The sequence below is a fragment of the Streptomyces sp. NBC_01439 genome, assembly GCF_036227605.1.
Classification (GTDB): domain Bacteria; phylum Actinomycetota; class Actinomycetes; order Streptomycetales; family Streptomycetaceae; genus Streptomyces.
The window spans coordinates 3,970,722-3,985,041 of record NZ_CP109487.1 but is presented as its reverse complement, the minus strand read 5'-3'; the positions used below and the strand labels follow the sequence as shown (position 1 = coordinate 3,985,041).

13 protein-coding genes are annotated in these 14,320 nt (G+C 70.9%); 11 read left to right on the top strand and 2 right to left on the bottom strand.

The features are described 5' to 3' along the window. The first annotated feature begins 41 nt into the window (after positions 1-41). The 10 genes from OG207_RS17430 (at position 42) to OG207_RS17385 (ending at position 11,127) form a co-directional block, all read left to right on the top strand. Entirely contained in the window at positions 42-1,214 is a 1,173-nt protein-coding gene (locus OG207_RS17430; protein WP_329099450.1) for a hypothetical protein, read from the top strand. Positions 1,215-1,351: 137 nt separating this feature from the next. After that, positions 1,352-2,602 carry an amidohydrolase gene (locus OG207_RS17425; RefSeq protein WP_329107704.1) on the top strand — a complete coding sequence of 417 codons (1,251 nt, stop codon included), beginning with the start codon at positions 1,352-1,354 and terminating at the stop codon, positions 2,600-2,602. Between the two features lie 395 nt (positions 2,603-2,997). Then, the gene (locus OG207_RS17420; RefSeq protein WP_329099449.1) at positions 2,998-4,044 is read left to right on the top strand and encodes a BMP family lipoprotein; all 1,047 of its coding nucleotides are present in this window, start codon (positions 2,998-3,000) and stop codon (positions 4,042-4,044) included. A gap of 222 nt (positions 4,045-4,266) precedes the next feature. After that, positions 4,267-5,850 (top strand): ABC transporter ATP-binding protein, encoded by a 1,584-nt coding sequence (locus OG207_RS17415; RefSeq protein ID WP_329107702.1) that lies wholly within the window; start codon positions 4,267-4,269, stop codon positions 5,848-5,850. Next, on the top strand, positions 5,847-6,959 hold the full coding sequence (locus OG207_RS17410) for an ABC transporter permease (protein ID WP_329099448.1): 1,113 nt from the start codon (positions 5,847-5,849) through the stop codon (positions 6,957-6,959). The genes OG207_RS17415 and OG207_RS17410 overlap by 4 nt, the downstream gene beginning before the upstream one ends. Beyond that, a complete protein-coding gene (locus OG207_RS17405; protein WP_329099447.1) occupies positions 6,956-8,245 on the top strand; it encodes an ABC transporter permease in 1,290 nt (429 codons plus the stop codon). The genes OG207_RS17410 and OG207_RS17405 overlap by 4 nt, the downstream gene beginning before the upstream one ends. After that, on the top strand, positions 8,242-8,640 hold the full coding sequence (locus OG207_RS17400; RefSeq protein WP_329099446.1) for a cytidine deaminase: 399 nt from the start codon (positions 8,242-8,244) through the stop codon (positions 8,638-8,640). Before OG207_RS17405 ends, OG207_RS17400 begins: the two co-directional genes overlap by 4 nt. A 103-nt stretch (positions 8,641-8,743) precedes the next feature. Continuing rightward, positions 8,744-10,021: a thymidine phosphorylase gene (locus OG207_RS17395; protein WP_329099445.1), complete on the top strand. Its 1,278-nt coding sequence runs from the start codon at positions 8,744-8,746 to the stop codon at positions 10,019-10,021. Positions 10,022-10,116: 95 nt separating this feature from the next. Beyond that, positions 10,117-10,707: a Uma2 family endonuclease gene (locus OG207_RS17390; RefSeq protein WP_329099444.1), complete on the top strand. Its 591-nt coding sequence runs from the start codon at positions 10,117-10,119 to the stop codon at positions 10,705-10,707. Between the two features lie 81 nt (positions 10,708-10,788). Further along, the gene (locus tag OG207_RS17385; protein ID WP_329099443.1) at positions 10,789-11,127 is read left to right on the top strand and encodes an STAS domain-containing protein; all 339 of its coding nucleotides are present in this window, start codon (positions 10,789-10,791) and stop codon (positions 11,125-11,127) included. Here the strand turns inward: OG207_RS17385 and OG207_RS17380 are convergent. Continuing rightward, the gene (locus tag OG207_RS17380; RefSeq protein WP_329099442.1) at positions 11,023-12,021 is read right to left on the bottom strand and encodes a sigma-70 family RNA polymerase sigma factor; all 999 of its coding nucleotides are present in this window, start codon (positions 12,019-12,021) and stop codon (positions 11,023-11,025) included. The two genes, OG207_RS17385 and OG207_RS17380, sit on opposite strands and share 105 nt — an antisense overlap. Before the next feature lie 198 nt (positions 12,022-12,219). Between OG207_RS17380 and OG207_RS17375 the strand changes: the two genes are divergently transcribed. Beyond that, positions 12,220-13,530, top strand: coding sequence for an MFS transporter (locus tag OG207_RS17375; RefSeq protein ID WP_329099441.1), 1,311 nt, complete (start codon positions 12,220-12,222; stop codon positions 13,528-13,530). A 53-nt stretch (positions 13,531-13,583) separates the two neighbouring features. Here OG207_RS17375 and OG207_RS17370 read toward each other — a convergent pair whose 3' ends face one another. After that, on the bottom strand, positions 13,584-14,309 hold the full coding sequence (locus OG207_RS17370) for a L,D-transpeptidase family protein (RefSeq protein WP_329099440.1): 726 nt from the start codon (positions 14,307-14,309) through the stop codon (positions 13,584-13,586). Positions 14,310-14,320 lie beyond the last annotated feature (11 nt).

Genomic DNA, 14,320 nt, shown 5'->3' with positions numbered 1-14,320 from the left:
CCTGGCGCGTACGCGTTCCGTCCCCCGACAAGGAGCACGTGGTGACCCCCTCCAGCCCCTCCGCCCCCACCCTGGCGTTCGTCGAGAGTCCGGTCCAGCTCCTGAACGTGCTGGAGTGGGCGTACGCACGGCCCGGAGGGCAGCCGCAGCTGGACGGCGTCCCGCGCCAGCGGGGCCGCCGCGGCGACGGCGGGGACCCACCCGGCGCCGCCCCCCGGCCGGGCGGCGAGGCGTCACCCCTGCGGATCGTCGTCCTGCCGCCCACCGACCCGATGTCCCGCGGCCAGCTGCGCCGGGTGGCCGCGCTGGCGCGGGACGAGGGACACGAGGTCCGGTGGCAGGAGGCGCGCGGGAGCCGGTTCGCGCCGCTGAAGGCGCTCACCGCGCTGGCGCGCGACGTGCGCGCCGCGCGTACGGTCGTCGTCGGAGACCCCTTCTCGCGCTACGTCCAGCTGCTGCTCACCCTGGTGCGCGCCGAGGAGCTCGTGGTGGTCGACGACGGCACCGCCACCATGGAGTTCATGGCCCAGACCGCCCGCGGCGAACGCCTCGTACGGTGGCACCGGGTCGGCGGCGGCGGACTGCCCGGCCGGGTCCGCGAGCTGGCGTACGCACCCGTCTCGGCGACCGCGCGCCGCCGCTTCACCCCGGCCGCACACCGCGGCCACCGCGTCGAGGTGTTCAGCTCGATGCCCGTCACCGCCCACGGCGGGATGACGCTGCGCGTCAACGACTTCGCCTGGACCCGCGCCCGGTTCGGCCCGCCCCGGCTGACCAAGGGCACCGACCTGGTTGGCACCTCGCTCGTGGAGACCGGGGTGGTGGACCCGGACCGCTATCTGGACGCGGTGCGCGCCCTGACCCTGGAACACGGAGCCACCCGCTACTTCGCCCACCGCCGCGAGTCCCCGGAGAAGCTGCGCGCCCTGAGCCGGGCGACGGGACTGGAGATCGTGCGCCCGGACCTGCCGCTGGAACTGATCGCCCGGCGCGGGCCCGTCGGCCGGACGATCGTCAGCTTTCCGTCCACCGTCGTCCACACCCTGCCGTACGCCCTGACCGGTACCGGTGTCACGGTCGCGGTGTGCGAGGTGGATCCCGCCTGGCTCACCGGGTCCGCCTCCCCGCGCGCCCGCAGCTTCCTCGCGGGGGTCACCGACACCGCCCGTGATGTGCGCAGACTGCCTGCCCAGGCGGCTCCCACGGCCGGATGAGCGCGCGAGTTTACCCCCGGGTGCATCCGGTCATGCGTCCAGAGGCCGGGTTTCTTTCCCCTAACGGCATGAACTTTTCGTGATCCCCGGCCAGTTGACCCGTCCGTGGGCCTACCCTTCAACGGGTGAACCAGTTGATGTCCCGCGAGTCCCAGACCGCCCAGCCCGCCGCGTCCGACCGGCCCGAGCTGCCCGGCAAGCTTCCGGACCACCTGCGTACCGAACTGATCGCCTTCCGCCGGGACTTGCACATGCACCCGGAGCTCGGACACCAGGAATTCCGTACCACCGCGGCGATCAAGGCCCGGTTGGAGAAAGCCGGCCTGCGACCACGGGTGCTGAAGTCCGGTACGGGCCTGATCTGTGACGTGGGCACCTGGGACGGGGGCCGGCCGATGCTGGCCCTGCGCGCGGACATCGACGCCCTGCCCATTCCCGATGCCAAGACGCACGTCCCGTACCGCTCGACCTTCGCCGACCGCGCCCACGCCTGCGGCCACGACGTGCACACCACGGTCGTCCTCGGCGCCGGCCTGGTCCTCGCCGAACTCGACCGGCAGGGCCTGCTGCCCCGCCCCGTCCGGCTGCTCTTCCAGCCCGCCGAAGAGGTGCTCCCGGGCGGAGCCACCGACGCCATCGAGTCCGGGGTCCTGGACGGGGTCGGGCGGATCGTCGCCGTGCACTGCGACCCCCGCGTCGACGCGGGCCGCATCGGGCTGCGGGCCGGCCCCATCACCTCCGCCTGCGACCGGCTGGAGGTCACCCTCTCCGGCCCCGGCGGTCACACCGCGCGGCCGCACCTGACCACCGACCTGGTGACGGCCGCCGCCCGGGTGGCCGTCGACGCCCCGGCCCTGCTGGCCCGCCGGATGGACGCCCGCTCGGGCATGTCCGTCACCTGGGGCCGGATCGAGGCCGGGCACGCCTGCAACGTCATCCCGATGCACGCCGAGCTCTCGGGAACGGTGCGCTGCCTGGACCTGAACGCCTGGCACGAGGCGCCGGACATGATCCACGCCGCGATCGACGAGATCGCGACCATGCACGGGGCCAAGTTCGAGATCAACCACGTGCGCGGGGTGCCCCCGGTGGTCAACGACCCGGTGATCACCGAGCTGCTGCGCGAGGCGATGGGGGCCCGCTGCGGAGCGGAGTCCGTCGAAGACACCGAGCAGAGCCTGGGCGGGGAGGACTTCTCTTGGTACCTGGAGCACGTTCCGGGCGCGATGGCCCGGCTGGGGGTCCGTGCGCCCGGTGACACCGCCAAGCGCGACCTGCACCGGGGCGACTTCGACGTGGACGAGTCCGCGATCGGCATCGGCGTGGAGTTCTTCACGGCCGCCGCGCTGCTCGACGGACGTCGCGCGAGGCCCGTCGGCGACCGTTGACCGAAGAGGGGCCGGGCCGTCATCGCCCGGCCCCTCCGGTGGGTGCGAGCCACGCCTTCCCGTCGGTGCGCAGCACTGGAACACTGCGGCCGGGAAGGAGCCGGCTCAGCGGCGGATCAGATGCGCCCGTGCTCGTATCCGAGCGTGTAAATGCCCGCATTCGCGGTACGGCGGTCCGGTTCGGTACACCGTCGACGATCTGTTGCGCAGGCGAGTCCAGCCCTTGGGACGCAAGGGCTGGGCGTACGGGCGTCACTGATCGGTCACTGTCCGGTTCGCGACGATCCGATAACGACTGATGAACGGGCCTTTAACTGACATCTACGCGCGTTACGATCGCCGCGAAACCAGCGCCGGAAGAGGCGCTTTCGGTCAGTCTCGAAGGGACCCTCCTCTTGCGCCGGGTATCTAAGATCGTCTCCGCGTCCATCGTGACTGCGGCTCTCGCCCTCTCCGCCACCGCCTGCGGTGAGTCGTCCACCGAGAGCTCCGGCTCCGGCGACGGCAACGGCAAGGTCAAGGTCGGCATGGCCTACGACGTCGGCGGCCGTGGCGACAACTCCTTCAACGACTCCGCCGCGCGTGGCCTGGACAAGGCCAAGGCGGACCTCGGTGTCGAGACCAAGGAGCTCACCGCCAAGACCGGTGAGACGCCGGCCGACCGCGAGCAGCGTCTCGTCTCCCTCGCCGAGGGCGGCTACAACCCCGTCATCGGTGTCGGCTTCGCCTACAAGGACGCGCTCGAGAAGGCCGCGGCCAAGTACCCGAAGACCACCTTCGGTCTCGTCGACTCCGTCTCCGAGAAGCCGAACGTCTCCTCGATCGTCTTCACCGAGGAGCAGGGTTCCTACCTCGCCGGTGTCGCTGCCGCGCTGAAGTCCAAGGACGGCCAGATCGGCTTCATCGGTGGTGTGGACATCCCCCTGATCAAGAAGTTCGCCGCCGGCTTCCAGCAGGGTGTCAAGGACACCAAGCCCGAGGCCAACGTGCAGATCCAGTACCTGTCCACCGGTACGGACATGTCCGGCTTCGGTGCCCCGGACAAGGGCAAGGCCGCTGCCAAGGGCATGCTCGACAAGGGCATCGACGTCGTCTACTCGGCCGCGGGCGGCTCCGGCGCCGGCGCCATCGAGGCCGTCGCCGCCAAGCCGGGCGCGTGGGCGATCGGCGTCGACTCGGACCAGGCCAAGGACCCGGCCCTGTCCAAGTACGCCGGCTCCATCCTGACCTCGGTCGTCAAGAACGTCGACACCGGTGTCTTCGAGCTCGTCAAGTCCGTCCAGGACGGCAAGCCGATGACCGGCACGCACGCCTACTCGCTCGCCGAGAACGGTGTCTCGCTGACGACCACGGGTGACCACCTGAAGGACATCCAGGCCCAGCTGGACGAGGCCAAGAAGAAGATCGTCGACGGCCAGATCAAGGTCGCCACGACCCTCTGACACGGGTCACACTGGGGGCCCGGAACGGCTTCGGCCGACACTCCGGGCCCCTTTCCGTGTACGCATGCGGGCAGTTGAACATTTTTGCCAATGCTACGCGCGTAGCATGTCTGGTCGCACGGTAGCTTTCGCCACCAGCGCCCGCGTTTCTGCCCGTTCCTCGCCTCGTTCGAGCCCCGTCCAGCCTCGTCCTCCCACGCTCCCTTCCTTGGAGAGTGCGCCATCAAAGCCTCAAGTCCCAACGCCGTAGAACTCCGCGGCATCACCAAGCGTTTTCCCGGAGTCGTGGCCAACCACGACATCGACATCACCGTGCGCCGCGGCACCGTGCACGCCCTCGTGGGCGAGAACGGCGCGGGCAAGTCGACCTTGATGAAGATCCTCTACGGCATGCAGAAGCCGGACGAGGGGACCATCACGGTCGACGGCGAGCAGGTCGTCTTCAACGACCCCGGCGACGCCATCGACCGCGGCGTCGGCATGGTGCACCAGCACTTCATGCTCGCGGACTACCTCACCGTCCTCGAGAACGTCGTCCTCGGCTCCGAGAAGCTGTACGGCATCGGCGACAAGGCCCGCGCCAAGATCAAGGAAATCTCGGACGCGTACGGACTGGGCGTCCGCCCGGACGTCCTCGTCGAGGACCTCGGTGTGGCCGACAGGCAGCGTGTGGAGATCCTCAAGGTCCTGTTCCGCGGTGCCCGGACGCTGATCCTCGACGAGCCCACCGCGGTCCTGGTCCCGCAGGAGGTCGACGCGCTCTTCGACAACCTCCGCGAGCTCAAGGCCGAGGGCCTCACCGTCATCTTCATCTCGCACAAGCTGGGCGAGGTCCTGTCGGTCGCCGACGACATCACCGTCATCCGGCGCGGCACGACGGTCGGTACGGCGGACCCGGCGAACATCACGACCAAGCAGCTCGCCGAGCTGATGGTCGGCGCCGAGCTGCCCTCCCCGGAGACCCGCGAGTCGACGGTGACGGACGTCCCGATGCTCACGGTCGACGGGCTGTCGCTGAGCGCCGTCGACCCCGACGGAGTCGTCCGCGCGGTCCTCGACGGCATCACCTTCACCATCCACAAGGGCGAGGTCCTGGGCATCGCCGGCGTGGAGGGCAACGGCCAGTCCGAGCTCGTCGACTCGATCATGGGAATGCGCCACCCCGGCCAGGGCGTGGTCACCCTCGACGGCAACGACATCTCCACCGCGCCGACCCGCAAGCGCCGCGAGGACGGCATCGGCTGCATTCCCGAGGACCGCCACCGGCACGGCCTGCTCCTGGAGGCCCCCCTCTGGGAGAACCGCATCCTCGGTCACGTCACCGAGAAGCCGAACTCCCGGGGACCGATCCTCGACCTGAGGGCCGCCCGCAAGGACACCGAGCGGATCGTGCGGGAGTACGACGTCCGCACGCCCGGCATCGACGTCACTGCGGCGTCGCTCTCCGGCGGCAACCAGCAGAAGCTGATCGTCGGTCGCGAGATGAGCCACAACCCGAAGCTGCTGATCGCCGCGCACCCCACCCGGGGCGTGGACGTCGGTGCGCAGGCGCAGATCTGGGACCAGATCCGCGAGGCGCGCCGCGAAGGCCTGGCGGTGCTGCTGATCTCCGCGGACCTGGACGAGCTGATCGGCCTCTCCGACACCCTGCGCGTGATGTACCGCGGCCGGCTGGTCGCGGACGCCGACCCGGCGACCATCACCCCGGAGGAGCTCGGATCGGCCATGACCGGTGCCGCCGCCGGACACCTTGAGCACGAAGAGAGCCCTGAGGGCACCGACGGCCCGGAGGACGAGGCCCGATGAAGAAGATCGACAAGGAGCGGCTGCTCCTGGGCATCGCGGCCCCGCTGCTCGCGATCGTCGCCGCGTTCCTGATCACCGCCCTGATCCTGGCCGCGACCGGCAAGGAGCCGTTCAGCGCCTTCGGGATCATGTTCGAATACGGCGTGAAGTCGGACAGCCAGGTCTACATCATCAACAAGGCGACGCCGTACTACCTGGCGGGTATCGCGGTGGCCGTCGGCTTCCGCATGAACCTGTTCAACATCGGTGTCGACGGCCAGTACCGTCTCGCGGCCTTCTTCGCCGCCGCCGTGGGTGGCGCGCTGGCCCTGCCGGGCATCGTGCAGATCCCGCTGATCATCCTCACCGCGATGATCGTCGGCGCCATGTGGGCCGGCATCGCGGGTGTCCTCAAGGTCACCCGGGGCGTCAGCGAGGTCGTCTCCACGATCATGCTGAACATGATCGCGACCGCGATCATCGGCTACCTCCTCCAGCCCGGCCGCCTCGGCCACCTGGACGCGGCCGGCACCAAGGTCGCCACGACCCCGCTGCCGGACTCCTCGCACTTCTTCGACATCCCGACCGCGCCGACCCCGATCTACGGCTTCGTCGTGGTCGCGGTGATCGCCGGTGTCGGGTACTGGTTCACGCTGGCCCGCACCCGCTTCGGTTTCGACCTGCGCACCGTCGGCCAGTCCGACACGGCCGCCGCCGCCAGCGGTGTCAACGTCAAGAAGATGGTCATCACGGCCATGCTCATCTCCGGCGCCATGGCCGGTCTGATCGGCATGCCGACGCTGCTCAACGACTCGTACGAGTTCGGCGGCGACTTCCCCCTCGGCATCGGCTTCCTCGGCATCGCCATCGCCCTGCTCGGCCGCAACCACCCGATCGGCATCGCGCTCGCCGCGATCCTCTGGGCCTTCCTGGAGCGCGGCGGCCAGAAGCTGGAGTTCGAGAACTACGACCGGGAGATCGTCGGCGTCATGCAGGGCGTCATCGTCCTCTGTGTCGTCATCGCCTACGAACTCGTGCGCCGCTACGGCCTCAAGCGCCAGCAGCGACAGGTCGGCGAGAAGCTCGCCGCCCAGGCCCGTTCCAACGACCAGACGGAGGTGTCGGCGTGACCGCCACGGCGACTTCCACCCCGCCGCCCGCCGCCCCCAAGGCGGCCGGTGGCAAGGGCGGCCGCACCCGGCTCTCCCTCCCGGTGATCCTGCTGATCATCGCGGGCGCGCTCGTCGCGCTCTCCGCCGTGCGCGCCATCACCGGAGCGCAGGACCTGACCTCGTCGGGCCAGATCAGTGCGGCCCTCTCGCTGGCCGTGCCGATCGGCATGGCCGGTCTCGGCGGTCTGTGGGCCGAGCGCGCGGGCGTGGTCAACATCGGCCTCGAGGGCATGATGATCCTCGGCACCTTCTTCGGCGCCTGGGCCGGCTGGCAGACCAGCCCCTGGCTCGGCGTCCTCGTCGGCGTCCTGGGCGGCATGTTCGGCGGCCTGCTGCACGCCGTCGCCACCGTCACCTTCGGCGTCGACCACATCATCTCCGGCATCGCGATCAACATCCTGGCCGTCGGTCTCACCACCTACTTCGCCAAGCTGTGGTTCAACACCGGTGCGGCCGCCGCCGCGGGCGGCAGCCCGAAGCAGTCGCCGCCGGCCGACAGCATCACCTCGTTCAGCGTGCCGGGCCTGTCCGATTGGCTGGCCGACATCGAGAAGCACCACTGGTTCGTCGTCTCGGACGTCGCGGGCATCCTCGGCGGCCTGGTCACCAACCTCTCGCTGCTGACGATCGTCGCCGTGGCCCTCATCATCGGCACGTTCTTCGTGCTGTGGAAGACGGCGTTCGGTCTGCGGCTGCGCTCCTGCGGCGAGAACCCGATCGCGGCCGAGTCGCTGGGCGTCAACGTCTACAAGTACAAGTACATCGCGGTGATCGTCTCCGGCGGTCTGGCCGGCCTCGGCGGCGCCTACCTGTCGCTGGTCACCTCGCACATCTACAACGAGGGCCAGACCGGCGGCCGCGGTTACATCGGCCTCGCGGCGATGATCTTCGGCAACTGGCGGCCGGGCGGCCTCGCGATGGGTGCCGGCCTGTTCGGCTTCGCCGACGCCCTGCAGCTGCGCAGCGGCGGCCAGTCCGTGCACGCGCTGCTCCTGCTGCTGTTCGCGGTCCTCGTCGCGATCGCGGCCTGGAAGGCGTACAAGAAGCGCTGGATCACCTCTTCGATCGCCATCGTCATCGGTGTCGGCGTGTTCATCTGGTACCTCGGCACGGAGAGCGTCCCGGTCGAGTTCGTCAGTGCCACCCCGTACATCGTGACCCTGCTGGTGCTGTCGCTCTCCGCGCAGCGGCTGCGGATGCCCAAGGCGGACGGCATGCGCTACCGCAAGGGCGAGGGTAAGTGACCCCGGACCCGACGGTGGACTGGGAAGCCCTGCGGACGTCCGCCCGGGAAGCGATGACCCGGGCGTACGCCCCGTACTCGGGCTTCCCGGTCGGGGTGGCCGCCCTGGTGGACGACGGCCGCGTCGTGACCGGCTGCAACGTCGAGAACGCCAGCTACGGGCTGGGCCTGTGCGCCGAGTGCGGACTGGTCTCCTCCCTCCAGGCCACCGGCGGCGGCCGCCTCACGCACTTCACCTGCGTGGACGGCAAGGGCGAGATCCTCGTCCCGTGCGGCCGCTGCCGCCAGCTGCTCTACGAATTCGGCGGTGACGAACTGCTGGTGGAGACCCCGGACGGGATCCTCCCGCTGGCGGCGATGCTGCCGCAGGCCTTCGGGCCCGGCCACCTGAGATAGCCGTACCGACGGCCCTTCGCCCCTGCCGGGGCGGAGGGCCGTCGCACTTCCGTTCCTGAACCCTTCATCTCCCCCTCTCTATGCGCGTAGAAGGAAGTACCACATGGACGTCATCTCCGTCATCCGGACCAAGCGGGACCGCGGTGAGCTGAGCCCCGAGCAGATCGACTGGGTCATCGACGCGTACACCCGCGGTGTCGTGGCCGACGAGCAGATGTCGGCGCTGGCGATGGCCATCCTGCTCAACGGCATGAACCGGACCGAGATCGCCCGCTGGACCGCGGCGATGATCGCCTCCGGTGAGCGCATGAACTTCGACTCCCTCTCCCGCCCGACCGCCGACAAGCACTCCACGGGCGGCGTCGGCGACAAGATCACCCTCCCGCTCGCCCCGCTCGTCGCCGCGTGCGGCGCGGCCGTCCCCCAGCTGTCCGGCCGCGGCCTCGGCCACACCGGCGGCACCCTCGACAAGCTGGAGTCCATCCCCGGCTGGCGCGCGCTCCTCTCCAACGAGGAGATGCTGCACGTCCTGGACACCACCGGCGCGGTCATCTGTGCGGCCGGCGACGGCCTGGCCCCGGCGGACAAGAAGCTCTACGCGCTGCGCGACGTCACCGGCACGGTCGAGGCCATCCCGCTGATCGCCTCCTCGATCATGTCGAAGAAGATCGCCGAGGGCACCGGCTCGCTCGTCCTGGACGTCAAGGTCGGCACCGGCGCCTTCATGAAGAACATCGAGGACGCCCGCGAGCTGGCCCGCACCATGGTCGGCCTCGGCACCGACTCGGGCGTCAAGACCGTCGCGCTGCTCACCGACATGTCCACCCCGCTGGGCCTGACCGCCGGAAACGCCCTCGAAGTCCGCGAGTCCGTCGAGGTCCTGGCCGGTGGCGGCCCCGCCGACGTGGTCGAGCTGACCATCGCGCTGGCCAAGGAGATGCTGGACGCGGCGGGCATCAAGGACGCCGACCCGGCGAAGGCCCTGGCCGACGGCTCCGCGATGGACCACTGGCGCCGGATGATCGCGGCCCAGGGCGGCGACCCGGACGCGACCCTCCCGGTCGCCCGCGAGCAGCACGTGGTCACCGCCCCCGAGTCGGGCGTCCTGACCCGCCTCGACGCGTACGGGGTCGGCGTCGCCGCCTGGCGCCTGGGCGCCGGCCGCGCGCGCAAGGAGGACCCGGTGCAGGCGGGCGCGGGCGTCGAGCTCCACGCGAAGCCGGGCGACACGGTGACGGCGGGCCAGCCGCTGATGACCCTGCACACGGACACCCCGGAGAAGTTCGACTACGCCCTCGCCTCCCTGGCGGGCACGTACGACATCGCCCCGGCGGGCACGGCCTTCTCCGCCACGCCGATCGTCATGGACCGCATCGCCTGACCTTACTCACTCGTGCGGCTGAACGGGACCGGTGGACGCCCACCGGTCCCGTTCGTCATGCTGGGATCGGTGACGAACCGATTGAGGAGCACACCATGAGCGCACTCACCGTCCAGCAGGAGCCGGCAAACGGCGACAGCTGGGAGGGCCTCGTCCGTCTCTGGGAGGAGATGGACTGGCCCGAGGGCTGCAAGGTGGAGATCATCGAGGGGATCATCACCGTGGCACCACCACCCGTCAACGACCACAACTTGATCGCGGTATCCGTGCAGCGCCGTCTGTACACCGTGATCCCTGACGGCTGGGAGATCTTCCAGACCCTCAACGTGGCCGTGCCCAGCCATACCGGGCTCTACGTCCCGGACCTGGTGGTCGTCCCCAGGGAAGAGGTCCCGGGAGGGGAGAACTTCGTTCCCGCGGCCGCGGCCGAGCTCGTCGTCGAGGTCACCTCCAAGTCGAACGCCGTCAACGACCGCGTGTCCAAGCTCAAGGGATACGCCGCGGCGGGCATCCCGCTCTACCTGCTCATCGACCCGCACGCCACGGGCAGCCCCACCATCCACCTGTACGGCGAGCCCAGCGACGGCAAGTACCGCCTTCTGTACGCGGGCAAGTTCGGCGAGGCCGTCCATCTCCCCGAGCCGTTCGACCTCGTGCTCGACACCTTCGGCTTCCCCCGCCCCTGACTTCACAGCCCCGGCGGGACCTCACCGGGCCGTGGTGCGGATCCGCCGATGAGTTCCGGCGGGCGGGGGAGTCACCCCCTCGTGGACATCGGACGACTCGTGCTGCCCGGCCCCGGGCCGGCCGCCCCGCAGGACGCCGCACCGCTGTGCGCCCGGCTGGCCCGGCTCTACGACGCCGGGGTGGTCGCGGTGGTCTGCGACGCCGCCGCGGTGACGGCGCCCGGGCTGGCCGACGTACAGGTACTGGCCCGGCTGCGGCTGACCGCCCGGGGGCGGCCGCTGCGGGTGACCGGGGCCGCGCCCGCCCTCCGGGCCCTACTGGGCCTCGTGGGCCTCGTCGAGCTGCTCGGGGAGGCCGAACAGCGGGAACCACCGCGCGGTGTCCAGGAAGGCGTTGAGCCCGACGATCTTGCCGTCTGAGATCTCCAGCACCTGGAGCGCCCACGGGGTGTGGCCCGGCCGTCCGTCCTCGCGCGGACGGTACTGGCCGAAGGCGGGCAGGCCGTTCGCCGTGGTCGGGACGAGCCGGGAGCCCTTGCAGCCGATGCCCTGGTTCAGGTGCCAGGCCGCGATGTCCTCGTGTCCCCGGAGCCACAGGTCGAACGGCGGCATCGAGAGCACCGCGTCCTCGTGGAGGAGGGTGGTGAGCCGCGAGATGTCGTAGGCCTCGAAGGCGGAGAGGTACCGCTCCAGCAGCTTCGCCTGGTCCGCGTCGAGCGGATCCGCCGGGTCGCTGTCGCGCAGCGACTGCCCGGCCAGGGTGGCCCGGGCCCGCTGGAGGGCACTGTTCACCGAGGCCGTCGTGGTCTCCAGGAGCTGCGCCACCTCGTCGGCCTTCCAAGCCAGCACCTCGCGCAGGATGAGCACCGCCCGCTGCTTCGCCGGCAGGTGCTGGAGCGCCGCGACGAAGGCCAGGCGGACGGACTCCTTCGCCAGCGCCATCTCGGCCGGGTCGGCGGTCTGCGGCAGCACCCGGCCGTCCGGGACCGGCTCCAGCCAGGTCACCTCGGGGCGCTCGTTGAGCACGGCGGAGGCCTGGTGCTGCGGGGCGGTCAGGTCCATCGGGCGGGCCCGCTTGTTCCCGGCGTTCAGCAGGTCCAGGCAGACGTTGGTGGCGATCCGGTACAGCCACGACCGCAGCGAGGAGCGGCCCTCGAACTTCTCGTAGCTGCGCCAGGCCCGGATGTACGTGTCCTGCACCGCGTCCTCGGCGTCGAAGGACGAGCCGAGCATGCGGTAGCAGTAGCCGGTGAGCTCGACCCGGTACCGGTCCATCGCGGTGTCGAGGTCCACATCGGTGGCGAGATCACTCATGTCCGTTCATCCCCCTGGTCGTTCCGCTCCTTCGGAACCTACCGGAGGGGTCCGACAACGGCAGCCGGAAGCGCCGGAGCACCCACATATGTCGTCATCAAGTTTCTTGACGTCAAGATTAATGTGAGGCAGGGTTCCGTCATGTATCTCGATGTCGAGATACATGGGTGGCGGGCGCGGTCGAAACGGGGGACTGGGATGCGGATCGGCGGGCGGATCCGGAAGGCACGGCAGGGGGACGGAGGTCTGCTGGCGCAACTGCGCCGGCCGCCGGGCGGCCGTGACGCGCGGATCATGCTGCTCACCCAGGCGTTGGACCGAGCGGGCACCGGCGTGTGGGCCGCGTCCTCCGTCCTCTACTTCACCTTCGTCGTCGGCCTCGACGCCGGACAGCTGGGCCTGCTGCTGGGTGCGGCCGGGGTGGCGGGCATCGCCGGATCGCCGCTCGCGGGCCACCTCGCCGACCGCTTCCCGGTGCGCACCCTGCTGATCGGCTGCCACCTCGTCCGCCTCGGGGCCCTCTGCGTGCTGCTGGTGGTCACCGACTTCGGCCCGCTGCTGCTCCTGTTCGCCGTCACCCACCTGGGAGACCGGGCGGCCAAGACGCTGGAGATGCTCTTCGCCACCCGGGTCGCGGGCGAGCGGCGCGCCACCTACCAGGCACTGTCGCGCAGTTCGGCGAACGCCGGATACGCCCTCGGTGCGGGCCTCGCCGCCATCGGACTCGCCGTCGGCACCCGCGGCGCCTACCAGGTGCTGATCCTCGCCAACGCCCTGTCGTTCCTCGTGGCCGCGGCCCTGGTGTGGCGCACCCGCGAGCCGCACGGCCGCGGGCTCGTGGTCGCCCGGCCCGGAGCGCAGGAGGGCGCTCCCGGCCGGGCCGGACCCAGCCCCTGGCGGGACCGCGGCTACCTGCGGTTCGTCCTGCTGGACGTTCCGATGAACCTGGACGACTCGATCCTCGGCGTCGGCGTGCCGCTGTGGCTCGTCGGCCACACCACGGCCCCGCACGCCCTGATCCCGGCCTTCCTGGTCATCAACACCGTGCTCGTCGTCGCCCTGCAGCTACGGGTGTCGGCGCGGGTCCGGGACGCCCGCCAGGCGGCGGGCGCGGTCGCCCTGTACGGCCTGACGACGCTCGCCTGCTGCGTCTGCCTGGCCACCGCCCCCGCGGGCGGGACCCGGGCCGCCTCGATCACCCTGCTCGCCGCGGCCGTCCTGGCCACCGCCGCGGAGCTGATGCGTTCGGTGAGCTCCTGGGAACTGGCGGTCTCCCTCGCGCCCCCGGAGGCGCGCGCCTCGTACCTCGGGGTGGCCGGCATGGCACAGTCCGTCCAGAAGTCCGCCGGCCCGCTGCTGCTCACCGGCGCGGTGATGGCGGCCGGACCGGTCGGCTGGCTGGTCCTCGGGGCCGGGGTGGCGGGCCTGTCCCTCGTCCAACGCCGCTCCGCCCTGCGGCGGTTGGACCGCCTGAACACCAGGCCCGCGCCCGAGCCCTCGACGGCCTAAGCCCCGCCCGCCGAGCCCGCACCCGCTGGGTCGACCACCCCCGCGGACAGCCCTCAGGTGCCGGGCTTGCGCCCGTACACGTAGACGTCCTCGCCCTGCCCCAGCAGGTTCCAGTAGGCCTTGGCGTCGGCGGAGCGCATGTTCACGCAGCCGCCCGAACCGGGCGGGTTCCACATGCTCTTGGTCGTCGAGTGGAAGGCGATGCCGCCGTCGAAGAACTGCGCGTACGGCATCGAGACGTTGTAGAGCGTCGACCAGTGGTCGATGTTCCGGTAGTAGATCTTCTTCAGGCCGGTGCGCGTCTCCGTGCCGTCCTTGCCGGTGCGGACCGGGACGGGCCCGTACGTCAGGGTGGCGCCGTCCTGGATCCAGCTGAGCTGCCGCGTCAGGTCCACGCAGGCGATCCGCCCCCGGTTCACGGGGCAGTCACCCGCCTTGTTCGGCGTGCTGCCGGCCGCCCGCTGGGCCAGGATCGTGCTCATCGTCTGCCAGGTCAGCGGCCCGGCGTAGCCCTGGGTCGGGGTGATTCCGTGGCTCGCCTGGAAGGAGCGGATCGCCGAGCAGTCGGCCGCCGATTGCTTCCCGTCCACCGGCCGGCCGAGGAACTGCTCGACCTGCCGCTGGTACGGCCCGGTGGTGAGGTTGCAAGAGGCGGCGGCCTGCGCCGCCCCGCCTCCCGTGATCACCACCGGCAGCGCGAGCGCGAGGGCACCGCCCAGCACCGCCACCCGCTGCCCCGCGCGCCCGCGTGACGCACGCGTCCCCGTCCCTGTCCCCATCCCCGTTCCCG

Excerpts from the sequence above, each read along its gene's own strand:
- OG207_RS17425 (WP_329107704.1), top strand. The coding sequence starts at position 1,352 with ATGTCCCGCGAGTCCCAGACCGCCCAGCCCGCCGCGTCCGACCGGCCC.
- OG207_RS17410 (WP_329099448.1), top strand. The coding sequence starts at position 5,847 with ATGAAGAAGATCGACAAGGAGCGGCTGCTCCTGGGCATCGCGGCCCCG.
- OG207_RS17395 (WP_329099445.1), top strand. The coding sequence starts at position 8,744 with ATGGACGTCATCTCCGTCATCCGGACCAAGCGGGACCGCGGTGAGCTG.
- OG207_RS17390 (WP_329099444.1), top strand. The coding sequence starts at position 10,117 with ATGAGCGCACTCACCGTCCAGCAGGAGCCGGCAAACGGCGACAGCTGG.
- OG207_RS17380 (WP_329099442.1), bottom strand. The coding sequence starts at position 12,021 with ATGAGTGATCTCGCCACCGATGTGGACCTCGACACCGCGATGGACCGG.
- OG207_RS17375 (WP_329099441.1), top strand. The coding sequence starts at position 12,220 with ATGCGGATCGGCGGGCGGATCCGGAAGGCACGGCAGGGGGACGGAGGT.
- OG207_RS17370 (WP_329099440.1), bottom strand. The coding sequence starts at position 14,309 with ATGGGGACAGGGACGGGGACGCGTGCGTCACGCGGGCGCGCGGGGCAG.